The 23713-nt window shown below is 45.3% G+C and carries 23 protein-coding genes and 1 pseudogene; 15 read left to right on the top strand and 9 right to left on the bottom strand.

Going from position 1 to position 23713, the window contains the following annotated elements; translation table 11 throughout:
- The first annotated feature begins 48 nt into the window (after positions 1-48).
- Positions 49-234: a hypothetical protein gene (locus tag V7728_RS16350; protein WP_003154919.1), complete on the top strand. Its 186-nt coding sequence runs from the start codon at positions 49-51 to the stop codon at positions 232-234.
- Between the two features lie 42 nt (positions 235-276).
- Here V7728_RS16350 and V7728_RS16345 read toward each other — a convergent pair whose 3' ends face one another.
- From V7728_RS16345 to fdhF, 4 genes are all read right to left on the bottom strand, one after another.
- Positions 277-1461 carry a macrolide family glycosyltransferase gene (locus V7728_RS16345; RefSeq protein WP_099566654.1) on the bottom strand — a complete coding sequence of 395 codons (1185 nt, stop codon included), beginning with the start codon at positions 1459-1461 and terminating at the stop codon, positions 277-279.
- Positions 1458-2678, bottom strand: a complete 1221-nt coding sequence (locus V7728_RS16340) for a cytochrome P450 (protein WP_099566653.1) — start codon at positions 2676-2678, stop codon at positions 1458-1460. The genes V7728_RS16345 and V7728_RS16340 overlap by 4 nt, the downstream gene beginning before the upstream one ends.
- 207 nt (positions 2679-2885) lie before the next feature.
- Positions 2886-3428 (bottom strand): DUF1641 domain-containing protein, encoded by a 543-nt coding sequence (locus V7728_RS16335; RefSeq protein ID WP_012117344.1) that lies wholly within the window; start codon positions 3426-3428, stop codon positions 2886-2888.
- Complete coding sequence (gene fdhF, locus V7728_RS16330; protein ID WP_099566652.1) at positions 3421-6378, bottom strand: formate dehydrogenase subunit alpha; 2958 nt, start codon at positions 6376-6378, stop codon at positions 3421-3423. Before fdhF ends, V7728_RS16335 begins: the two co-directional genes overlap by 8 nt.
- Positions 6379-6502: 124 nt before the next feature.
- Between fdhF and V7728_RS16325 the strand changes: the two genes are divergently transcribed.
- The 4 genes from V7728_RS16325 to V7728_RS16310 all read left to right on the top strand — a co-directional run bounded on the left by V7728_RS16325 (position 6503) and on the right by V7728_RS16310 (position 8085).
- Entirely contained in the window at positions 6503-7072 is a 570-nt protein-coding gene (locus tag V7728_RS16325) for a YjgB family protein (protein WP_099566651.1), read from the top strand.
- Positions 7073-7170: 98 nt separating this feature from the next.
- Entirely contained in the window at positions 7171-7572 is a 402-nt protein-coding gene (locus V7728_RS16320; protein WP_099566650.1) for a ribosomal maturation YjgA family protein, read from the top strand.
- A gap of 43 nt (positions 7573-7615) precedes the next feature.
- On the top strand, positions 7616-7789 hold the full coding sequence (locus V7728_RS16315) for a YjfB family protein (RefSeq protein WP_012117340.1): 174 nt from the start codon (positions 7616-7618) through the stop codon (positions 7787-7789).
- 113 nt (positions 7790-7902) lie between these two features.
- Positions 7903-8085 carry a hypothetical protein gene (locus V7728_RS16310; protein WP_072177299.1) on the top strand — a complete coding sequence of 61 codons (183 nt, stop codon included), beginning with the start codon at positions 7903-7905 and terminating at the stop codon, positions 8083-8085.
- Between the two features lie 283 nt (positions 8086-8368).
- Here the strand turns inward: V7728_RS16310 and V7728_RS20540 are convergent.
- Positions 8369-8765: pseudogene (locus V7728_RS20540) on the bottom strand (MgtC/SapB family protein); the annotation flags it as partial.
- Positions 8766-8866: 101 nt separating this feature from the next.
- Here V7728_RS20540 and V7728_RS16300 point away from each other — a divergent pair.
- The gene (locus tag V7728_RS16300) at positions 8867-9199 is read left to right on the top strand and encodes a hypothetical protein (protein ID WP_025284582.1); all 333 of its coding nucleotides are present in this window, start codon (positions 8867-8869) and stop codon (positions 9197-9199) included.
- Between the two features lie 242 nt (positions 9200-9441).
- On the opposite strand, the gene V7728_RS16295 is transcribed toward V7728_RS16300, so the two are convergent.
- The 3 genes from V7728_RS16295 to V7728_RS16285 form a co-directional block, all read right to left on the bottom strand.
- Complete coding sequence (locus V7728_RS16295) at positions 9442-10641, bottom strand: Kelch repeat-containing protein (protein WP_223252785.1); 1200 nt, start codon at positions 10639-10641, stop codon at positions 9442-9444.
- Between the two features lie 298 nt (positions 10642-10939).
- The gene (locus V7728_RS16290) at positions 10940-11623 is read right to left on the bottom strand and encodes an HAD family hydrolase (RefSeq protein ID WP_099566648.1); all 684 of its coding nucleotides are present in this window, start codon (positions 11621-11623) and stop codon (positions 10940-10942) included.
- Between the two features lie 17 nt (positions 11624-11640).
- Positions 11641-12402: a DeoR/GlpR family DNA-binding transcription regulator gene (locus tag V7728_RS16285; protein ID WP_007610724.1), complete on the bottom strand. Its 762-nt coding sequence runs from the start codon at positions 12400-12402 to the stop codon at positions 11641-11643.
- A 252-nt stretch (positions 12403-12654) separates the two neighbouring features.
- Here V7728_RS16285 and lacG point away from each other — a divergent pair, with 252 nt between their 5' ends.
- The 9 genes from lacG (at position 12655) to V7728_RS16240 (ending at position 23302) form a co-directional block, all read left to right on the top strand.
- Positions 12655-14055: a 6-phospho-beta-galactosidase gene (lacG, locus tag V7728_RS16280; RefSeq protein WP_099566647.1), complete on the top strand. Its 1401-nt coding sequence runs from the start codon at positions 12655-12657 to the stop codon at positions 14053-14055.
- A 63-nt stretch (positions 14056-14118) separates the two neighbouring features.
- Positions 14119-14433 (top strand): PTS lactose/cellobiose transporter subunit IIA, encoded by a 315-nt coding sequence (locus V7728_RS16275; protein ID WP_099566646.1) that lies wholly within the window; start codon positions 14119-14121, stop codon positions 14431-14433.
- An 11-nt stretch (positions 14434-14444) separates the two neighbouring features.
- Positions 14445-16142 carry a PTS lactose transporter subunit IIBC gene (locus V7728_RS16270; protein WP_015239654.1) on the top strand — a complete coding sequence of 566 codons (1698 nt, stop codon included), beginning with the start codon at positions 14445-14447 and terminating at the stop codon, positions 16140-16142.
- Between the two features lie 15 nt (positions 16143-16157).
- A complete protein-coding gene (locus V7728_RS16265; RefSeq protein ID WP_043021284.1) occupies positions 16158-17327 on the top strand; it encodes a galactokinase in 1170 nt (389 codons plus the stop codon).
- A 3-nt stretch (positions 17328-17330) separates the two neighbouring features.
- On the top strand, positions 17331-18323 hold the full coding sequence (gene galE / locus V7728_RS16260; protein ID WP_099566645.1) for a UDP-glucose 4-epimerase GalE: 993 nt from the start codon (positions 17331-17333) through the stop codon (positions 18321-18323).
- 1 nt (position 18324) lies between these two features.
- Positions 18325-19824: a UDP-glucose--hexose-1-phosphate uridylyltransferase gene (gene galT, locus V7728_RS16255; protein ID WP_099566644.1), complete on the top strand. Its 1500-nt coding sequence runs from the start codon at positions 18325-18327 to the stop codon at positions 19822-19824.
- A 51-nt stretch (positions 19825-19875) separates the two neighbouring features.
- A complete protein-coding gene (locus tag V7728_RS16250; protein ID WP_052827293.1) occupies positions 19876-20988 on the top strand; it encodes a glycoside hydrolase family 53 protein in 1113 nt (370 codons plus the stop codon).
- Positions 20989-21273: 285 nt separating this feature from the next.
- Positions 21274-21747, top strand: a complete 474-nt coding sequence (locus V7728_RS16245; protein ID WP_007407329.1) for a MarR family transcriptional regulator — start codon at positions 21274-21276, stop codon at positions 21745-21747.
- Between the two features lie 142 nt (positions 21748-21889).
- Positions 21890-23302, top strand: coding sequence for an MDR family MFS transporter (locus V7728_RS16240; protein WP_099566643.1), 1413 nt, complete (start codon positions 21890-21892; stop codon positions 23300-23302).
- 99 nt (positions 23303-23401) lie between these two features.
- Here V7728_RS16240 and V7728_RS16235 read toward each other — a convergent pair whose 3' ends face one another.
- Positions 23402-23683 (bottom strand): putative quinol monooxygenase, encoded by a 282-nt coding sequence (locus tag V7728_RS16235; protein ID WP_007407331.1) that lies wholly within the window; start codon positions 23681-23683, stop codon positions 23402-23404.
- Between the last annotated feature and the right edge of the window lie 30 nt (positions 23684-23713).

The raw sequence follows: 23713 nt of genomic DNA, 5'->3' as shown, positions 1-23713 counted from the left end.
TATCATTAACCGGGCAGAACGATTTGATTCGCGGAGGGATTTTCAATCATGGAAACAAAAAAAGAGTTCGAGACAAAAGGATACGATACTTCGGTCATTTATGAGTTCAATGAATATCCTGATGTTCACAGCGGCCGATGTGACAATTGCGACTACACGCTGTTTAAAAGCTCAGTGAAGGGCGGAAAATTTTTGAGGGAATGCCGGAGATGCGGCATGAAGAAAAACATATAACAAAACAGGCAGCCGTCTTCCGGTGCGCTGCCTGTTTCTCAATCAATTTTCGACGGCCGCATTTTTCAAAAATTCTTCAATGGCGCAAACAGCCTGTTTGGGGCCGCCGGTTTCTTCTATTTTCTGCTGCATGCTTTTCACGCGGCTGAGGATGTTTTTATCGCCGTATACGTTTTGAACGTCTTTTTGCAAACGGGCCACAGTGACTTCTTTCGGCGGCAGATGCACGCCAAGCCCCAATTCATCCACACGCTTTGCGGTAACCTCTTGTTCGTGCATTTGCGGAACGACAACGAGCGGGACACCCGCATTCATCGCCTCCATTGTACTGTTCATCCCGCCGTGAGATACGAACAGCTTTGCTTTCTCCAGCACATCAAGCTGAGGAACGTGCTGGCGGATGATAAAGTGATCGGGGACATCCGAAAAACTTTCCGGATCAATTGTTGTGCCGACTGACATAATAACCCGCCAGTCCGAGTCCCGAAACGCGTCAATACACATCTGGTAAAATTCAGGCCAGGCGTTAAACGCCGTTCCCAGTGAGATGAGCATAAGCGGACGGTCATCGGCTGCATCAATTTCCAGACTTCCCGTATTTGTGCGTTCTCCAAGAGACGGACCCGCAAAACAGAATCGTTCATCAAAGGTTTCCTGTTTCGGCTGAAAGGCCCTTGGCATAAAGACAATATTCAGTTTTTCAGGCATGAAAAATTCTTCCATTGTCATCCGTTTCAATTGTTCATTTTCAATCTGCTCCTGGTATTCTTCTATCGCCTGTTTGGCCGCTTCCAGTGTTTCTTCGTCTCTTCCTAATTGAAAATACTCATTCATTGCATAGCTCGGGCAGAACTTTACGACCGGGATGCCGCCGTTATCCGCAAACAATTTTCCGGCAAGAGCTAAAAAATCAAACAGGACGATGTCAGGAAGGTCGTCTTTGTACAGCTCTTCCAGCTGCGGAAGCACTTCAACCGCTTCTTCCAGAAACATCACAAACGCGTCATTTTTATTTACCCGTTCTTTTATCGTCTCCGGGTCCGCCTTTATGCTTGTGCGGTATAAAACGGGAATGGCGCCCGTTTTGGCAACGGAAGCTTCAAATTCCTCAGTCGTAGCGAATGTCACTTTATACCCGCGATTGACAAGTTCCTCGGCTACAGGCAGCGTGGGATTGACATGACCGTGAGCGGCCACATTAATAATGGCGATGTGTGTTTTTCTCATCTTTTTTCTTCTCCCTTATTTTCGTTTATCTCCGCTTCTAAAGACTCCAGCCCGTACATGACACTGTTTCGGATCGGCTCAATCCGGATCGGCTCAAGGTGTGAAAAGGCTTTTACAATTCCTTTCAGCGCGACTTCCGCTTCAAGTCTGGCAAGCGGAGCGCCTAAGCAGAAGTGTACGCCGAATCCGAAGGAAAGGTGCGGATTCGATTGGCGATGAATATCAAATACGCCCGCCTTCTCAAATTTGTTTTCATCACGGTTGGCAGATGCAACGTAGCAGAGAACGATCTCCCCGCTTTTCAAGCGGCGTCCGCGAAGTTTAGTGTCGTGCCGGACCGTCCTTCTGACAAACGGAGCGGGAGCGCGAAAACGCAGCGTTTCTTCCACCGTTTGCGCGATGAGAGAAGGGTCCTGTCTCAGCTCTTCATAAAGGCCGGGCGTCTCTAATATGCTGTAAACCGCATTTGAAATGAGATTAGTCGTTGTTTCATTTCCCGCCACTAAAAGCAGGTTGCAAAACGGGATCAGATCTTCTGCCGTGAGCTTCTCTCCCTCTTCTTCCTCTTTTATCAAAATAGAGATAATGTCTTGGCCGGGCTGTTTTCGTTTGCTTTCTATTATTTCCGCAAAAAACGCCGCCAGCTCCGCCTCACATTGGTCACGTTCCTGCTGATTTTTCTCCGCCGCTTCAGGACTCGCATCTTTCGGCATGCTGACGAGAATGTCCGACCATTTTTTAAACTGATCCATACGTTCGGACGGAACGCCTAATAATTCTGAAATCACCATGACCGGCAAAGGGTAAGAGAGATCTTTAACGATATCAATCCGCCCTTTGTTCTTTGCCTGTTTCAGGAGATGATCGGTAATGTCTTTAATTCTCGGCTCCCATTCCTTCAAGACGCGGGGAGTGAAAGCGCGATTGACGGCGGATCTGATTTGGGTATGCTTCGGCGGGTCCATATTCAGCATGGACTTTGCAATCGAGCTTTTCACATCAGTCATGAGGCTTGAGAACGTCTCTTTATCACTGATGACTTTTTTGACATCATCGTATAAAAACACACTCCAAACCTTCGTTTCTTCATCAAAGTGTATAGGGCTTTCCCGTCTCATTTTTTCGTACCAAGGAAAAGGGTTGTATACGTCCAGGCCGTTTTTTCCTTTCATCAGGGTTCTTTGGATGGCTTGTCTCGTGCTCCTCAGCTTACTCATGTTTCATCACTCCTGATTGTTTCATATTTGAATAGTTGACGTACCTTGAATTTTATCCTAGCACATATTTTCAATTTTTTTCTATTCATAACCTGAACTATTAACATAACACAACAAAAGTCATGAATCCGGAGGTGAAATTTCTCCCAAGAAAACAGCAGAAGCGCACAAAAAACCCGAGCCTTCGGCCAGGCTCGGGAGATATGTTCACTCATTCGTCTGCGGTTTCTGGTGCTGCTTTTGGTCTTCAGGAGGCTGCGTATTTCTTTCCATATCGTCCGTATCAGCGCCCATGCCTTTCAGGAAAGAAAACAGCAGAGTGACGGCCTTGTTGATTTCCGGGTCTTTTAAAGCGCGGACGATATCAAAATACCCGGTCTTCCTGCCGCTGTCTTTTTCCTCGACGGCCTTTGTGACCCCCGCATTGATTTTAACGATAAACGGCTCAAGCTGTTTTACATCGAGCATGCCGAGAACGCCGCTTAACAACAGGAGATTTTTCAGCATATTGGCCGTTTCCGGAGTATTCGCCTTCTTCACGAGGATATCCATCACTTTGTCTCCCTGGCCGAAGAGCCCGCGCAGAAGCGCCAAAACGCCGCGCTCGTTCATGTGCTGAAGAATATGCAGAGATTCCAAAATCGCGTCTTTATTTCGTAAAAGAGCCGTCTCGATCTCTTCTAAGTCCTTTTTTCGTTTGTCTTCTTCTGTGACGGTCTGTTTTCGGATGCCGCTGATTGCTTTAGCCATTTTGCTGTTTCCCCCTTTTTACGGCGTCTCCCGGGAATACATAATCTTTACGCGCCCATTTCCGATCAACCCGGACACCGATCTGCGGCTGCGGGTTTCCGTAACGGAAATTGATTTTCGGAAGCGGATTAACGCCTTCTTTTTTCAAAATCTCCATCTTCGCTGATGTTTCTTTATAAGCCGGTGTATCGGTATCCTTATCGGCATAGCTGCTTGTCAAAAGGTTAATGGCGGCGTCTTTTGAATCGTTCATCGGAAGATAGACTTGTTTGCCTTTTACCCTGTCTGTGATGACGCATTTGACTTTCACATTTCCGTACGGTGATGTCAGACGGACAAGCGTTCCGTCTTCCAGCCCTCTTTCTTCGGCGAGTTCGGGCGAGACCTCAAGGAACACACTCGGTGTTTTTTCGGATATTCCTTTTGATCGGTAAGTCAGATTCCCTTCGTGAAAATGCTCGAGCAGCCGCCCATTATTCACATGGATATCATATTCTTCACCAAATTCTTTCGGCTCGGTCCACTGAACGGGATATAGAATCGCTTTGCCGTCTGAAAACGGGAACTTATCCGTAAATAAAAGCGGTGAATCGGTTCCGTCCGCTGCAACCGGCCATTGCAGTGAATTGTAGCCTTCGAGACGTTCGTAAGTGACGCCTGCGTAGAGCGGCGAAAGCATCGCCGCTTCTTCCATAATGTCTGCCGGATGTTCATAGTGCCAATCAGCGCCCAGACGGTTGGCGATGTCCGTAATGATCTGCCAATCAGGCTTTGAATCGCCCAGCGGTTCAAACACTTTGTAAAGGCGCTGCACCCTCCGTTCCGTATTCGTAAACGTCCCTTCTTTTTCAAGGCTCGGGCTTGCCGGAAGCACGACATCGGCGAACTCGGCCGTACGCGAAAGAAAGATATCCTGCACAACGAAGAAATCAAGCTTTTCAAATGCGGCATGAACATGGTTAATATTGGAGTCGACAAGCCCCATTTCTTCTCCTTTTAAGTACATGGACTTCAGTTTTCCTGAGTGGATGCCTTCGATCATTTCATGATTTGTCATTCCGATTTCTTTCGGCAAGTCTGTTCCCCAGCCCTGCTCATACTTTTTGCGGGCTTTTTCATCCGTTACTTTTTCATAACCGGGGAAGCTGTCAGGCATACTGCCGAAATCACTGGCTCCCTGCACGTTATTATGGCCCCGAAGCGGATATGAGCCTGCGCCGGGCTTGCCGTAATTTCCGGTCACAAGAAGCATGTTGGAAATGGCCGTGCTCGTATCACTCCCTCCGATATGCTGGGTGACACCCATCGCCCACAGTGCGCACACGCTGCCGGCTTCATGAATCATCCGGGCCACTTTGATTAGGGTATCCTTGTCCACACCGGTATGTTTTTCCGCATATTCCATTGTATAAGGTTCAAGGCTTTTCACAAATTCATCTAATCCGTTCACTCTCTCCTTCAGAAATGCAGTATCCGCCAAATCGTGATCAAGCAGATATTTCGATACGGCATTCAGCCAGACAATATCTGATCCGGCACGCGGCTGGAAAAACACATCGGAGCGCTCGGCCATTTCATGTTTTCGCAAGTCAGCGACAACGAGCTTCTGTCCGTGCAGTTTATGAGAACGTTTAATGCGTGTGGACAGGACGGGGTGAGACTCAGACGTATTTGAGCCGATAATCAGCACGAGCTCAGCTTTTTCTATATCTGTAATCGACCCTGAATCACCGCCGTATCCGACCGTTCTGAACAATCCGGCCGTGGCGGGAGACTGGCAGTAGCGTGAGCAGTTGTCGACATTATTTGTGCCGATGACGGCTCTCGCAAGCTTCTGCATCACGTATGATTCTTCATTCGTGCATTTGGAAGATGTGATAAAGGCAAGTGCGTCCGGGCCGAAATGTTCTTTTATATCGGTAAATTTATCAGCGATCAGCTGCAGCGCTTCATCCCATTCCGCCTCCCGAAACGAGTCTCCTTCCCGGATAAGCGGTTTGGTAAGGCGCTTTTCACTATTGACGAAATCCCAGCCGAATTTCCCTTTCACACACGTCGAAATGCCATTTGCTGGCGCCTCGGCCTGAGGTTCTACCTTTAAAATGTCTCTTCCTTTCGTCCATATATCAAAACTGCAGCCGACACCGCAGTAAGTGCATACGGTTTTCGTTTTTTTGATTCTTTCATCCCGCATGGCCGATTCCATGTCCGATATGGCCAAAATCGATCCGTATCCGGTTTCGACCCCTTTTGTGATGTCAATCATCGGCCGAAGCGTCTCTTGGTTAATGCCTGTTAAATACCCCGCTTCGCCCTCCATGCCTTTTTCCATCATGGCATTGCACGGACATACCGTCGAACAATGTCCGCAGGAAACACATGATGATTCATTGATCGGCACATCCTGATCCCAAATGACCCGCGGGCGTTTCCGCTCCCAATCAATGCTTAACGTTTCGGTTACCTGTACGTCCTGACAGGCTTCGACGCAGCGTCCGCACAAAATGCACTGGTCGGGATCATATCGGTAAAACGGATTTGATTCATCTTTAGGATACGGTTTTTGATCGAACGGAATGCTTTGATGATTGATTTTCATTTCCTTTACGGTATTATGTACTTCGCAGCTCCCATTGTTGTAATCACAGACCGTGCAGTACAATTCATGGTTGTGCAAAATGTTGTCCATGCCCATAATCTGCGCTTTTTTCACATCGGACGAAAGCGTATCGATGACATCTCCGTCCTTTATTTGCGCGGAACACGAACGCACCAGTTCCCCGTTAACATTGACGATACAGGTATCGCACGTTTCAATCGGCCCGAGACTCGGATGATAACACACGTGCGGCACGTCAATTGAACTATTGTTCAAAAGCTGCAAAACGGTTTGGCCGTCCGGCGCTTCCATTTCAACCCCATTGATTGTAACTTTCTTTGTACCAGCCATTTTCTTTTCCCCTTTCTGTACCCCTCTATACATCCTCTATGATTCCCAGCCGGCCTTTCACTAAAACATCTCGTTTATCTCATGAAACATACGGGTATGAGCGGTAAAAAGGAGGCGTTCACATATGTTGAAGAAAAAAACACTCGCCACGGGATTATCGGCAGTGATGCTCACGGGATGCGCATTCGGCGCAGAAGCATTTTCGGTTACACAGCCCGTCCATGCCGCAGCCGCTTCAAAAACGGAAAATCAACGTGCACAAGAACTGGTGAACAGCCTTTACCAATCGGCGTTTAAAGGGGAAATGCCGCAAAATGTGAGAGGCCTGAAAATCAACCAAAGCACAAGACAGGACGTTTACGATAAAATCGGCGAGCCGGAACAAAAAGCAGACAGCCGCAATCCATTTGATTTATACAGCTGGAACATGGGAAACCCCGGTTATGGATTTTCCTATCATAAAAACGGAAAAATCTCGGAAATACGCTATTTCGGAACAGGGGTCGAGCGGCGCTTAAACCTCGGCAGCGTCACACCTGACGTCTTAAGCAAACAAATCGGCAGCGCTGACAAAATCCTGACAGTGCCCAAAACGGGCGAAACAGATTACGTCTACCATACGGGGCAGTATGAGCTCAGCTTCGTCATCGGCAGTGACCAAAAAGCAGACCACGTCAACCTAAAAGCCAGATAACGCAAAAAAAGCGGCCTCCCGGGCCGTTTTTTCATAGACAGCTTTTCCATCGTTCCTTACAATACATGGGAGTACAAAAAAAAGGGGAACAGTGTGAAGTGAATAGACATCCATTGACATACGGAATATGTACCGTTTTTATCATCGCCCTCGGTTTGCTGTCCAGAACCGCATACATCACCGCCCTATTGCCCGGCATCATAAACGCTTATTTAGGAGATGCCTTGTGGGCGGCAATGATTTTTACAGGATCCGGGCTTCTGTTTCGGAACATCCGGACGGAAACAGCCGCATTTTTGAGCCTCTCGTTTTGCTGTCTGATTGAATGCAGCCAGCTGTATCACGCGCCTTGGATTGACGCAATCAGAAGCAGCACGCTCGGCGGGCTGATCCTCGGCTGGCAATTTGTCTGGAGTGACATTTTCGCCTATACCCTCGGGGTATGCGCTGCCGCATTTTTAGAATGGGCCGTAAAAAGAAACCGCCAGTCCCCTTCATAATCGGAGCATGCCGCCGATATGAAGGGATAAGGAGGTGGAAGCTATGGATATCCCTGCGTTATCAATCGCTATGCACCAAGCATCTCTGGCGCAGAATGTAAATATCGCTTTAACAAAAACGGTCATGCAGCATGCACAGGCTGCGGCGGAAGAAACAGTGAAAATGCTGCCGTCCCAGCACCCGACTGCCGGACATTCAATTGATGTGAAAGTGTAAAAAAAGATGCCGGATGATAACCGGCGTCTTTTTTTTGCCCGTTGTACGTACACCATACCTGGCATACAGGAATAAGGTAAACGGAACCAACATTTGAAAAGGAGGTTTTCCTCTTGTACGATCCTTTCTATCATGAATACACAGCCGAGAGCCACGAACGGGTGCCATATCATTATCCGCGGCCGCCTTATTATTTCCCCAGACCATATCCATACTATCCGCGGCCGCCTTATTATTTCCCCAGACCGTATCCATACTATCCGCGGCCGTATATCCCGTTCTATCCTTGGTATTAATGTTTTAAAAGAAATGACCGCAGACAGGAGGCTTCCCCTGTCTGCTATTCAACTTTGACCGACAGAATATACGGGAGAGCTTGAACTTTTTCCATTACTGCCGCTTTCCCGCTTTTGCTTTTCACCCTTCCCTTCACTTCAAGCACCGCCTTATTCAATTCATAGGACGTAATAAGAATTCCTTTTTCCTCAAGAGAAGTTAAAATATCATGCATGACGGCTTTCTCCTCAATCCTGAAACTGACAGACAAAGAATGCGCCGCCGGTTTAAACAGAAAATTTAACAGTTCAAGCCCGATTAACGCCAAAATCGTGCCGCTGATGCCGATGACATACATACCTGCCCCGATCGTCAGCCCGATGCCCGACGTAGCCCAAATCCCCGCAGCCGTCGTAAGCCCCCGCACGACATGCCGCTGCAAAATAATCGTGCCGGCTCCTAAAAATCCGACGCCGCTGACGACCTGCGCCGCCACCCGGCTCGGATCAAAGGACGTATGGCTGTTGGATAACAAATCAAAAAAGCCGTATTTGGAAACGATCATCATCAAGGCGCTGCCGACGGCCACTAAAAAATGCGTCCTCAAACCGGCTTCCTTCGCCCTGAATTCTCTCTCCAATCCAATAAGAGCCCCAAGCAGACCTGAAACCGCCAGACGAATCACAAAATCAAGTTCCATCCGTCTCTCTCCTTTCCTTATCTTCTTACCTGCTTTTACACCCCAATCATGCTGTGTATCTTTTTTTAAAATGCACCGACTAATTGACATAAGGAGGTTTTATGAAATATATTCTGTGGTTTTTTATATTATTGTTATTTAGCTTATTTATTTTGGGAGGATATAAAGCATCTGTTTCTCACCCGGATTTCCCGGTTCCATTATTTGCTATGCACAGCAAAACAAAGGAATATGAAAAAGGAAAATACGTTTCAAACTATACATACCGTTTCGCAAAAGAAGAAGAAGGTCCGAGCGGTTTATACCAATTGGAAATAGCCGAAAAAGGCTGGAAACTTAAAGGGCAGGAAGGACTTATCAAAACCTATGAAAAGCGAGGAGAACGTGTTTCACTTTTTTTCGGTACGGGGGAAATAAGCGTCATTGAAGAATGATCCTTCTCAAAAGACAGGCTGAAATCCGCAAACGGCATATCTTTTACGACTCCCTTTATCTCTGCGAATCTATAAATTCAACCAATATCTCAATTAAGGCGAACACTTTCTAATCCAAAAAATGCCGCCTTCAATGAGAAAATCATTATACAAAAACAAAAGCGCAACTGAAAAAGAATAAGCACCTCATAAAAAAAGCCCTCTTTTTAAAAAGAGGGCTGCAGAAGGAAACAGGTAATTATTTATTTATCTAAAGTGTATTCATTCACATTAAAAGTAAGAATGTTCCCAAAAACAATATGGTCCCTTCTATTTTGAAAAGGGCCTATATTATTATAGTGCTTCTCGATAACATATCTAGATAAGCCTATTCCAGAACTTTTTTGATCATACCATCTGATAAAATCTTTAATCTCTTCCATTGAAAGATCAAATTCTTTCTCAAGACCTGTGGTCATTGTAACAAGAAGAATTGCCCGATTACTGGCGGGCTGTTTATTTGGTGGTTCGTCAGGATTCTTTGGTTCTCTATCTTTATCCTCTTCGGTTTTTACCGGAGTAAGAGCATGCAGATATTCTAATGCATATCCAGACGGCGTTAGACCGCCAAAAAGATAAAGATTGTCTCCAACTGCGGCTATTCTGGCATCATATCTTTCAAAAGGATAGGGTTTTTCTACGCTAATTTCATCTTTAATTGGATCATATACTTTTGTTAAAGGCTCAATCACACTTGGATTTTTTCTACCGCCAATAATGTAAATCTTATTATTAAGGACAGCCGTTGATGTATTTTGCAAAGGTCCTAAAAATTTTTTACGATTCCATCTATCCAAAACAGGATCATATTCGTGAATATATTCGTTTAGATCGCTTCTGATATGTCCTTGAACTACTTCTTTAGTTTGCCCACCAACTAAATAAATCTTTCCGTTAAAAACTTCAGTTTCTGTTGCATATATATTAATTGGGGGCGCTTTTTTAACACTCCAAGTTTTGGATAAAGTATCAAAAGCATAATGTTGCGAATGAGCAGCATCGGTGTCGAATCCCCCAATCAAATAAATTGTATCGTTAATAACAGCGGCTGATGCATGGCAGGTCGGGGTCGGAATATCAGGTGCACTTCCCCATGTATTTGTTTTAGTATCATAAACATCTACAGAGCTGTAAACATTTGCTCCCTTATAACCGCCCAATACATAAATATAATTACCTATCACTGCTGTACATGAACCTACCCTGGGCGTGGGTATATCTAATCCTTGCGTCCATTTTTGACTTATGGTGTCAAAACTATAATTTTTGTTATATTCTTGATTACGTGCACCTCCTAATACATAAATGGAGTTACCCACAACAGCTGATTCAAAAGCATAATTAGGTTCAATCATATCAAGTAATCTTGTCCACTTTTCATATTTCTCTGTCAATTTATTCATCCCTCTCATCTTTGTGATAATTCTCATTTATAGATGGCGATCATATGACAAGAGATTCATTTAACTAAGCGATCCAAGATCACTTACTTTTGATCAAAGAAATATTGAAAAAGCCTCTCAATTTAAAAGTGATTTGGTTTTCACTTCTCGGTTATCGGCCAGCAGTTTACTAAAAACTTAGTACATAAGAGTAATATAGAATAACACCTCTCGATGAATCCTTAATGAAGCTCATAATAGCTTCAATCAAAGGCATATCACATTAAAGTAAAGATCACTCTCAATCCAACTGCATCTCTCAAACAGAACGTCCGGCAATCACCTCAAAAAACGAGGTGAAATCTGTCAGTATCCCGTCATCCGCCAGCTGTTTTTCTTCAAATAGCGCGCGGTTTTTTCCGAGCGGGTCAATGGCCATAATCTTGCCTGCACCTGCTTTTTTCGCCGCTGTGAGCCCCGAAAAGGCATCTTCAATGACTAAGCATTCTTCAGGCCTGAGGCCTAACTTTTCCGATGCGATGAGAAAAATATCCGGCGCCGGTTTTCCGGGGAAGCTCCCGTCATCAAACGTGACTTTGTCAAAATCAAACCACCGATCCAACTGAAAGACGTCAAAGTAAAACTCGACATTTTCCTTTACCGTAGCCGTGGCAATGGTCATTGGCGTTTCTGATTTTTTCAGATGGTTCAATACGCCGGTCAGTCCCTTCGTCAGCTTTAACTCATCTTTGTTTTCAAGGCATAATTCTCTGTAGTAGGCTTCTTTTTCAAAAGACAGCTTCTTGATTTCTTCATTTGTTAAATCGCCGGAAATAAAATACGTCAGGATTTCACTGTTTGTTCTCCCGTGAATGTTAACGAAAATGTCTTCATCAGAAATGGTTTTCGGCGCGTATTTTTTCACCATGAAAAACCATGCTTTTTCGTGCAGATGCGAATCTTGAAACATCGTGCCGTTAAAATCAAAAATAACCCCTTTCATCGAACCGCCCGCCTTTTTTATTTTTTTGCGATTTTGACATCTACATATTGCTCGTAATGAATTTGAACATCTTTCATCACTTTATCATCCGTAATCAGATAATCCATATCGTGCAAGTTATAGAACACGTAAAAATCTTCCCGGTTGAATTTTTTATTATCCGCCAGCAAAAATTTCGTCCGCGAATTATTCAGCGCGATTTGATGAGCTTCCCCTTCTTCAATGCTGTAAGAAGAAATCTCATCATTATGTATGCCGTTGGCGCTGATGAAGGCTTTCGTAAAATTGAATTTCTGCAGATTGCCGTTCACGATGGGCCCGACGAAGGCACCGGTATTTTTTCGGAAATCGCCGCCAATCAGGATGGTGTCGGCAGTGTCACCATGCTTTAAAATATCAAATACGGGATAGTTGTTTGTGATAATCCTGATTCGCTTATGCAGCAGGTGTTTGGCTAAAAGTTCAATCGTCGTGCCGGGCCCTAAAAAAACGGTATCGCCGTCATTTACATAGGAAGCTGCGAGTTCCGCGATCTTCTCCTTCTCCTCCATTTGAACACCCAGTTTTTCATTATGCGATAATTCGTGATCAATGGAATAAGAAATGCTCTGTGCGCCTCCGTGAATACGTACGATTTTTCCGGCTTTATCCAGCTCGTCCAGATCTCTTCTCACTGTCATATCAGAAACATCCAGTTCATCGATAATATCACTCACCGTAATAAACCCCCGCGAGTTTACGATATCGATGATTTTTAAAAGACGCTCTTTTTTTAACATGTTCAATCATCCCCTCAACTTTACACACAATCTAACACACCGCGGCACTCTGGTCAACAAAAACAAACACTAACAAACAACATAATCAACATATAAAACAACGAAAAACTTATAAAACCCCTATGAAAACAGATGTTATTTCTTTATGAAGCTATTGACAACAAAAATGTATGCGTTTACTATTAAACAAAAGATAACAATTACAAACATTAACAAACTTCAATTCACACATTGGCGAAGGAGGATTCAGTAATGCTCAAATTACCTCATGACTTTATTTTCGGCGGGGCGACTGCGGCATATCAAGCGGAAGGCGCCACAAAAGAAGGCGGCAAAGGGCCTGTGGCCTGGGATGAATTTCTTGAAAAACAGGGAAGATTCAGCCCTGATCCGGCAAGTGATTTTTACCGCCAGTTTCCGGAAGATATTAAACTATGTGAAAAATTCGGAATAAACGGCATCCGCCTTTCTATAGCCTGGACGAGAATTTTCCCTGACGGCACGGGTAAAATCAATCAGGAAGGTGTTGATTACTATCATCGTATTTTCTCAGAGTGCCATAAACGCAACGTCACCCCTTTTGTCACGCTGCATCATTTCGATACACCGAAAGGATTATTTGACCAGGGAGATTTCCTCAACCGCGCTTCAATAGAAGCGTTCGTCAGCTATGCGGAGTTTTGCTTTAAAGAATTCAGCGAAATCAGATATTGGAGCACGTTTAACGAAATTTATCCCACAGCCACCAACCAGTATTTACTCGGGGTTTTCCCGCCATCAATTAAAAGTGATATCACAAAAGTCATTCAATGCCTCCATCACATGATGGTAGCGCATGCGATGACCGTCAATCTTTTTAAAGACGGCGGCTATCCGGGAGAAATCGGTGTCGTCCACTCATTGGAAACAAAATATCCCGCCAGCGACTCAGAAGAAGACCGCCACGCCTGTTTTCTGGATGACGCGTTATCAGTGAGATTTCTCCTCGACGCCACCTACCTCGGCTATTATTCTGAGGAAACCATGCGGGCTCTGGATGAAATCTGTGAGGCAAACGGCGCTTCATACGAGTTTTCAGACAGTGACTTTGACGTGATGAAAAAAGCTTCAACGCGCAATGATTATCTCGGCATCAATCATTATCAATGCCATTTCGTCAAAGCGTACGACGGAGAAACCGTTATTCACCATAACGGAACGGGCGATAAGGGCACTTCGGTCTATAAAGTAAAAGGAATCAGCGAAAGAATTTACAAAGAAGGCCTGAAGCGGACTGATTGGGACTGGCTCATTTATCCTGAAGGCATGTATGACATGCTGATGCGCATCAAACGGGACTATCCGCAATATAACAAAATGTACATTACCGAAAACGGCATGGGCTATAAAGATGAGTTTGAAGACGGCATCATTATGGATAAGGCAAGAATCGACTATTTAAAAGTCTATTTAGAAGCCGTCAGTAAAGCGATTACCGACGGAGTCAATGTAAAGGGGTACTTCTTATGGTCCTTAATGGATTTATTTTCATGGACCAACGGCTACAACAAACGTTACGGTCTTTTTTACGTCGACTTTGACACCCAAAAACGGTATCCGAAAGAATCGGCCTACTGGTACAAACTTGTAAGTGAAACAAAAACAATCATTTAACGATCATACATGGTGAAAAGAGTCTCTTTTCATCATGTGTGCCGTCTTTAGGAGGTTTTTTTCATGACAAAGGAAGAATTGCAGATGCTCGGTTTTGAAATCGTCGCCTATGCCGGCGACGCCAGAAGCACTTTATTGAAAGTCCTGAAAGAAGTCCGTACCGGAAACTTCGAAAACACGGAAGCAGCATTGAAAAGCGCCGATGAAAATTTAACCCTCGCCCACAATGCGCAAACGAAAATGTTAGCTGAAGAAGCTGACGGCAAGGACATGGAATTAGGATTTATTTTCGTTCACGGTCAGGACCACTTGATGACAACCCTTTTGCTCCGTGATCTTATTCAGGATTTTATAGAACTCTACCGAAGCCGCCGATAAGGAGTGGAAAAATGAACGGTATCATCAAGCAAATCGAAAAGGGAAAACCGTTTTTTGAAAAAATCTCAAGAAACATTTATTTAGGCGCGATCCGCGACGGCTTCTTAACGGCCATGCCTGTTATTTTATTCGCCAGCATTTTCATCCTCACCGCCGCTGTGCCGGAAGTGTTGGGTTTCACTTGGCCTAAAAGTGTTTCTGAATGGCTTTGGAAAGTTTATAACTATTCAATGGGCGCCCTCGGTCTGATCGTTGCGGCAACAAGTGCGAAATGCCTGAGTGAATCAATGAACCGAAAAATGCCGAAAAACAAAGGGATCAACCCCGTTTCAGCGATGCTTGCTTCAGTCGTCGGGTTTCTCATTTTAAGCGTCACTCAAATCGATGGCGGGTTCTCCACGGAATACCTCGGCACAAAAGGTCTTTTAGCCGCTTTTGTATCCGCTTTCATAACAGTGAACGTTTACAGATTCTGCGTGCTGAAAAATATTACGATTAAAATGCCTAAAGAAGTACCGGGTACCATTTCACAAACATTTAAAGATGTTTTTCCGTTCGCTTTTTCCGTTTTGGCCATGGTGATCGTTGATTTATTGATCAGGAACACGCTGAACGTATCGTTTGCAGAGGCTCTCTCCTCTCTCTTATCGCCGTTTTTTACCGCCGCAGACGGTTATCTGGGGATTTGTGTCATTTGGGGAATGATGGCGCTGTTCTGGTTTGTCGGCGTTCACGGGCCTTCTATTGTGGAACCGGCCATCGCAGCTATTATTTACGCAAATGTGGAGGCGAACCTTCAGCTTCATAATGCCGGTGAGCAGGCGTCCAACGTGCTGACCGTCGGACTCGGGAACTTCGTCGGCACAATGGGAGGAACCGGCGCAACCCTTGTGGTTCCGTTTATCTTTCTTCTTTTCGCGAAATCCAAGCAATTGAAAGCAGTCGGAAAAGCATCCGCGGTTCCGGTGTCTTTCGCAGTAAACGAACCTCTGCTCTTTGCTGCGCCGATCATTTTAAATCCTTATTTTTTCATTCCGTTTGTTGTAACGCCGATGGTGAATGTCTGTCTGTTTAAATTTTTTGTGGATGTCATCGGAATGAACAGTTTTATGTATGTTCTTCCGTGGGCCACCCCGGCGCCCGCCGGCTTGATTCTCGGAACCGGCATGGGGCTCTCGGCTTTTGTGCTGACAGCTGTATTAATCATTGTCGATTTCCTGATATACCTGCCATTCTGTAAAGCTTATGACAAAGTATTAGCGGCGAAAGAAGCCCAACACACCGAGCCTGAAACCGCGCCGCAAACATTACAGCCCGCCATGGCCGGCGCCTCCGAAGACGCGTCCTCCGTCATCAGCACAAATCTTCAGGAATCCTCATCCGCCTTGGAACACAGCACCAATGTGTTAGTGCTGTGCGCCGGAGCGGGAACGAGCGCCATGCTTGCGAACGCACTGACAGAAGGAGCCGAAGAATATAACGTGCCGATTACCGCCTCAGCAGGCGCCTACGGATCCCATTACGACATCATGAAAGACTTCGATATGATCATTTTGGCTCCGCAGGTCGGCTCTTATTACGATGACATTAAAGAAGATGCGGACCGCCTGCAAGTGAAACTCATCGCAACGAAAGGAGCAGAATATATCAGCCTCACCAGAAATTCACAAAAAGCCATTCAGTTCATACTGGAGCATACCTCAAAATAGAATCGGAGGTTTATCATGGAAGCCAAACTTTTGAAATCAAGATTCGAAGACATTTTCAAGAGAAGTAACGGAGAACTGTTTTTCGCACCCGGCCGGATCAACCTGATCGGGGAACATACGGATTATATAGGCGGCCACGTTCTTCCATGCGCGATCACGATCGGAACTTATGCCGTATGCGCAAAACGCGGAGATCACCAGATCCGGTTATACTCAGAAAACTTTCCTGACAGCGGCATTGTCTGCCTTGATCTTTCCGCCACAGCATACAAAAAAGAAGACGGCTGGGCCAATTATCCGAAGGGGATGATCCATTACCTTCTTAAAGCCGGCGGCCAAATAGACAGCGGAATGGATATTCTTTTTCACGGTACAATTCCAAACGGAGCCGGTTTAAGCTCCTCCGCTTCTATTGAAATGTTAACAGGTTCCATTTTAAGAAAGTTATTCAGCCTGGATGTTTCCGATACTGAACTGGCGCTTATCGGAAAAAGAGTCGAAAATGAATTTATCGGCGTGAATTCAGGCATTATGGATCAATTCGCAGTGCAAAAAGGCAAAAAGAACATGGCCATTCTGTTAAACTGCGATAAGCTTGAGCACGAAATGATTCCGGCTGCTTTTAACGGATATAAAATCGTCATTATGAATACGAACAAGCGCCGGGAGCTGGCGGCTTCAAAATATAATGAACGCCGCAGCGAATGCGACGAGGCTCTTTCAGAACTGCGGCAATATCGGAATATCGCATCACTTGCGGAATTGACGTCAGAAGAATTCAACGAACTCGAATCCCTTCTCTCCTGTGAAACTTTGCGTAAAAGAGCCCGGCACGCGGTCAATGAAAACGAGCGGACCCTCTCAGCCGCGGAAGCTCTCAAATCGAATGATTTGAAAACGTTCGGCGAGCTGATGAATGCGTCCCACCGTTCGTTACGCGATGATTATGAAGTGACCGGTGACGAATTAGACGCGCTCGCTGAAGCAGCCTGGAAAGAAGGAGCACTCGGAGCGCGGATGACGGGCGCGGGGTTCGGCGGCTGCGCCATAGCCATTGTGGAAAGTGAAGAAACCGCCGGCTTTATCCGGGCCGTTTCATCTCACTACCGCAGCAGGACAGGTCTTGAAGCTTCTTTTTACATCGCTGATATAAGCGATGGCGCGGCTGAATGGAGGGGAAAATAAATCATGGCGATTCTCGTTCTCGGCGGAGCCGGCTATATCGGTTCTCATGCGGTTGATCAATTATTAAACAAAGGATTGAAAACGATAGCTGTGGATCATCTGCAGACAGGCCACCGGAAAGCTGTTCATGAAAAAGCAGTTTTTTACCATGGAGATATCCGTGACAAACCGTTTCTTCGCTCTGTGTTTGCGAAGGAGAACGTAACAGGCGTTCTCCATTTTGCCGCTCAATCCCTTGTCGGCGAATCAATGAAAGACCCTCTTTCATATTTCAATAATAATGTGTACGGTACGCAAATTACACTGGAGGTCATGCAGGAATTCGGGGTGAAACACATTGTGTTTTCTTCATCCGCCGCTGTATACGGCGAACCTGAAAAAGTGCCCATCACAGAAGACATGCCGGAAAAGCCGGAAAGCGCATACGGCGAATCAAAACTCATGGCAGAAAAAATGCTGAAGTGGTGTGAAACCGCCTGCGGCATAAAATATGTCTCGCTTCGGTATTTTAACGTTGCCGGCGCGAAAACGGACGGTTCCATCGGAGAAGATCATCATCCGGAAACCCACCTTATCCCTATCCTTTTACAAACCGCGCTCGGTCAGCGCGAGGAGGTTTTGATATTCGGCACTGACTATGATACAAAAGACGGCACGTGCATCCGCGATTATGTCCATGTTTCCGATTTAATCGATGCCCATATTCTCGCTCTGGAATATTTGCAAAACGGCGGAGACAGCGGCATTTTCAATTTAGGATCAAGCAGCGGGTTTTCCGTATCAGAAATGGCGGAAGCGGCCCGGCAAGTGACCGAAAGAGACATAAAAGTAAGAGCGGCCGCAAGAAGACCCGGTGATCCAAGCACCCTCATCGCTTCCAGCGATAAAGCGCGGAACATTCTGGGCTGGAATCCGAAACAAACGGACATATCGGAAATCATTGCGTCAGCATGGAATTGGCATCGGCAACATCCAAACGGATACAAGGACAAATGAAATGGAGGCGGCGGTCATTGAAGTTTTTGAATCAGTGGCAGGGTTTCTGAAAGAAAGCACTGTCTTAGGCGACATAAATGAAACAGATGTGATTTACACAAGAAACAGACTTCTCGATCTGCTCGGACTGACGGATTATGCAGAACCGAAGCATATCAAGAAACAAAACAGGCTTCACTATTTGGACGAAATGGTGAAAGACGCGGTAAAACGGTCAATCATTAACGATACGCCGGCTGAAAGAGACATGCTGGGAAGCAGAATCATGGACGTGATCACGCCGGCCCCTTCTCTGATCAATGCCGCATTCAGCAAATTGTTATCAGATTGCCCGAAAAAAGCAACAGATTACTTTTACCGACTGAGCCAAAACAACGACTATATTAAGACGCGGGCCATTCGAAAAAATATCGTGTACCGCTCAATAACACCTTTTGGGGAATTGGACATCACCATTAATTTATCAAAGCCCGAAAAAGACCCTAAAGACATCGCCGCGGTAAAAAACAGTCCGGAAAACCGGTATCCGACATGCCTGCTCTGTATGGAAAACGAGGGGTATGCCGGAACACCGCATCACCCCGCCCGTTCAAATCACCGCATCATCAGGCTTGACTTAGCGGGAGAACAGTGGGGGTTTCAATACTCTCCTTATGCGTATTACAGCGAGCACGCTATCTTTCTTTCAAGCGTGCACAAGCCGATGAACATCAGCCGTGACAGCTTCAGAAGGCTTCTGGCCATAACGGAAATCTTCCCGCATTATTTCGCGGGATCAAACGCAGACTTGCCGATCGTAGGAGGCTCCATTCTTTCTCACGATCATTATCAAGGCGGCGCCCATGAGTTTCCGATGGCAAAAGCGGGTTCCCTCTACCCTTTTCATATACGTCATTTTCCAGACGTTCAGGCCGAAGCCGTGAAGTGGCCGGTATCAGTGATCCGCCTTCGCGCAAAAGATCCGGATTTGCTGACAGATGCCGCTGCGTATGTTTTTGAAAAGTGGCGGGAATATTCAGACGAAACCGTCAGCATCATCGCAAAGACAAATGAACCCCATAATACCGTCACCCCAATTGCCAGACGCAGGGGAACGGATTTTGAAATCGATCTCGCTCTCAGAAACAACCGCACCTCCGAAAATTATCCGGATGGCATTTTTCACCCGCATCAAGATGTGCATCACATCAAAAAAGAAAATATCGGTCTGATTGAAGTGATGGGACTCGCCGTTTTACCTCCCCGCCTGAAAGATGAGCTGGCAGAAGTGAAAAAGTATTTACTGAATGAACCTCATGACATCAAAGACATTCATCTTCCGTGGGCCGAAAACATCAAAGCGGATGAAGACGTGACACCGGAAAATGCAGCCGCTGTTTTACAAAAAGAAACCGCGAATGTATTTTTACGCGCGCTGACCGATGCAGGCGTTTTTAAAATGACACACGAAGGAATTCAGGCGTTTCAGCGTTTCACGACGTTATTGGAGAATGGCAGCTGAAACATTCAGAGTGAAATCAATCAACAATCTTTTTTATCAGGAGGTATTGTGATGTTCAAAAACCGATTGAAACGTGTATTTGTAAACGCAATCTGTCTTTCTCTCATTTTCACTGCTTTTACATTCTTTGAGAAGTCTCCTAAAGCAAAAGCGGATGCCCCGTTTGCCTATGGCGCTGATATAGGATGGCTGAAACAAATGGAGGACGAAGGTGTGCGCTGGCTGGATGACGGCGGAAAACAGAAAGATGCCTTGCAGATTCTTAAAGATCACGGAATAAATGCCGTGAGACTGAGAGTGTTTGTGAATCCGCCAAGCAGCTATTATTGGCTGAAAGACGGCACAACATGGACCATGCTCGGCTATAGTGACAAAGCGGGCGTACTTGCGGCGGCCAAAAGGGCAAAAGCGTTAGGAATGAAGGTAATGGTTGACTTCCATTACAGTGATGTGTTCGCTGATCCAGGCCACCAGATCAAGCCGAACCAATGGACCGGCTATTCAAACAGCCAGCTGCAGGCAGCCGTGTATAACCATACGTACGATGTCATGAAAGAACTTAAAAATCACGGCATCTCCCCTGATTGGGTGCAAGTAGGGAATGAAATGAATTCAGGAATTTTACTGCCCGACGGCAGCACGAACGATTTCAGCAAATTGACCGCCTTACTGAACAAAGGCTATGACGCCGTGAAATCCGTCAGCCCGGCCACCAAGGTCATCAGCCATTTGGCACACGGCACGGACAACAGCCTATTCAGATGGTGGTTTGATCAATTCTTTAAAAACGGCGGGAAAACCGACATTATCGGCGTTTCGTTCTATCCCTATTGGGAAGGTAAGCCGTACTGGGAGCTCACCGGCCATTTATCATCTAATTTGAATGACATCGCCTCACGCTACAACAAGGAAGTCATGGTGGTTGAACTGGGCGGAGATGAAAATAATCCGAAAGATTCCTACTGGACCATAAAAGACACCATAAAACTGGTGAAAGCCGTTCCGAACGGCAAAGGAACCGGCGTATTTTACTGGGAACCCGAAGCTCACTCCAGCGTTCTGTCAGACGCGTATCCATTAGGCGCAACCGCCAAAGTGTCTAAAAACGTCTTGAAATACACAACCGCAATCGACGCTTTTCATGATGCCGCAACAGGAAAATGATTGATGCGAATCTCAAGCAGGCTCATTGCGCAGCCTGCTTTTTTATAAGGCTGTAGTGCTGGCCTGTTATGAAACAGAGCAAGTAACGAATACGGAAAGAAAAATACCCGAAAAACCACGTTTCGGTTAAAAAGCCGCTTTTTAAATAGAATACTTTTTCTATCCCCCTCCTTCTTAATTTCTGCGCACTATCTCTCAGTTCCTAAATAATAACTTTACGATTGTTGAAAAAGAAACAAACATTTTATAATATTGTGTAAGCACCACCGAGCAGGAGGACGGGACATGGACAAAAAAGAACAGCTCCTCACGGATTTCAGGGACTTTTTTAACAAGATGGTGTGGCTGAATAGGCTGAAGATGGAAGAAAGCCTTAAGGGGCATAAACCTTCTGAAGTGCATTGCATCGAATTCATCGAAAAAATTGAAGACGCCAATGTGACAAAACTTGCGGAGTCCCTTTATATGACAAGAGGCGCCATAAGTAAATTAACGAAGAAGCTTATCAATAAAGGCCTTATCGAAAGCTATCAGAAGCCGCTTAACAAGAAAGAAATCTATTTCAGGCTTACCGAACAAGGAAAAGTCATTTATAAAATTCACGAGGAATTGCACAAAGAGTTTCAAGAACGGGACAAAATCGTGTTTGAACAAGTAACTGATGAACAATTTGACACGATGCTGAACTTCGTGGAAACATACAGCAGGCATTTGGATTCAGAAATAAAGAAACTTGGTGCAGACATGAAATCGGAATAAATATGAATAAAACCATAGGCAGCCCTTCTCCATGAAAACGGGCTGCCTTTTTATATCCCTCTTATTGTTGACAAAGAAACAAAATCACTCTATTATTTTGTTGACGAGGAAACAAAGACAGCAATTTTGAGAGGAGAGTAATATGTCAACACATAAAAGAAAGGAACTTCGGGTGCCAAAAGAAGTTCTCACAGCCGCCTGGGCTATTGCACTGGGAGCAATCGCTCCAATGCTTGACTCTACGATGGTAAACATCGCCATCGACAAACTGACCAAAGACTTCAACACGACATTGGATACCATTCAGTGGTCCGTTACAGGCTATGTCTTAGCACTTGCGATTGCAGTACCCGTATCCGGCTGGCTTATGAATAAATATAACGGTAAGAAAATCTTCATCGGCTCAGTCATCGCCTTTGGTGTCATTTCTGTTTTTGCGGGGATGAGCCGTGACGTTTCCAGCTTCATCTTCTTCCGTTTGCTTCAAGGATTCAACGCCGGCATTATAACTCCGCTTATGTCAACACTCTTGGTTAAAACGGCAGGTCCGGAAAACCTGGGAAAAGTGATGGCAATCGTCAGCACCCCTATGATCTTCGGCCCGATCTTAGGACCTGTCATCGGAGGCTTCATCGTCCAAGGCGCTTCATGGCATTGGATTTTTTACATCAACGTGTTCATCGTTTTGATTGCTGCACCGCTTATGATGAAAACCATTCCAGACTTTGAACCATTCAACAAAGATCGTAAACTCGATATTTTCGGGATTATCAATTTGTCATTAATGAGCGCGGCATTGATGTACGGTATTACGAAAGCGGCGGATCATGCATCATTTAACAATAGCTACACCATTTTATGGGCGGGTATCGGTCTTGTTTCAGCAGCCATTTATCTTGTATATAATCTGATCAAGAAAAACCAAACCGTGCTGCCTATGAATTTGTTTGCAAACAAGAGCTTCTTAGCATCTTCGATCGGGTTGTTCTTAGCGAATGTTGCCATCATGGGGCCGATGTTAATACTTCCGCTGTTTTTTCAAAACATTCGTCAGTTCACGGCAGTCGGAGCAGCACTCGCTTTAATCCCTCAAGGAGTCGGAATGCTCGTGACTCGTCCGCTGATCGGAAAAATGATTGATAAGATCGGTGCGAAATACGTGGTTACGGTCAGTCTTGTTCTTTCGCTGATCGGATCTATCCCGCTTATTTTTATCACCGATAACACAAGTATGATTTGGATTTCCGTCGTATTATTTATCCGCGGCACCAGTTTTGGAGGAATTATGCTCCCATTGATGAGTGACGCTTATACAGGTCTTGACAGCAAACAGCTTCCGGAAGCAGGTGTCGGTATTCATATGATTGAAAACCTCGGTTCCAGCTTTGGGTCAGCTGTGATCGCAACCGTTACCGCAACTGTCATACAAGGATTGCAGCCGACGATTCCGAACAGTTTAAAAGGCTACCATGCCGGATTCTTAGTATCCGTCATCATCCTTGCGGCCATCTTCGTTCCAAGTCTGTTCCTTACCCATAAAAAGACTGCGATATAAAGAACTTTTTAAAGTAAAAAACCCTTGCACAGCAAGGGTTTTAGTGAATGAAACTGATGATGGTTGCCGGCAGAGTCAGCCAACAATAGACAAAGCCTTTTACTCATTCACATTGCTTTTCATTAACCATTCTACTTCCGTTAATTCTTGTTTTTGAACGTCTTTTGTATGTTTTTTCGTAAAATGGACTTTAACAGCTTCTTCGTTTTCCCAAATCTCCCAAAGCATGATTTTGCGTTCTGATGGTTCGAGCGGATAAGCATGGAACTGAATACAGCCTTCTTCTTTGTTCGTTTCTTCCTCAAGTTTTTTGAACTCTTTCATTATTTCATTAAGGTCTTTATCACTGATGATTTTTAAGCATGCCGTTATGTAATGCATCGAAATTCCCCCTCTTCCCATCTTTTTATG

It is taken from the genome of Bacillus sp. JHAA (assembly GCF_036961585.1).
GTDB lineage: Bacteria > Bacillota > Bacilli > Bacillales > Bacillaceae > Bacillus > Bacillus velezensis.
This window is presented reverse-complemented; position numbering and strand designations above follow the sequence as displayed.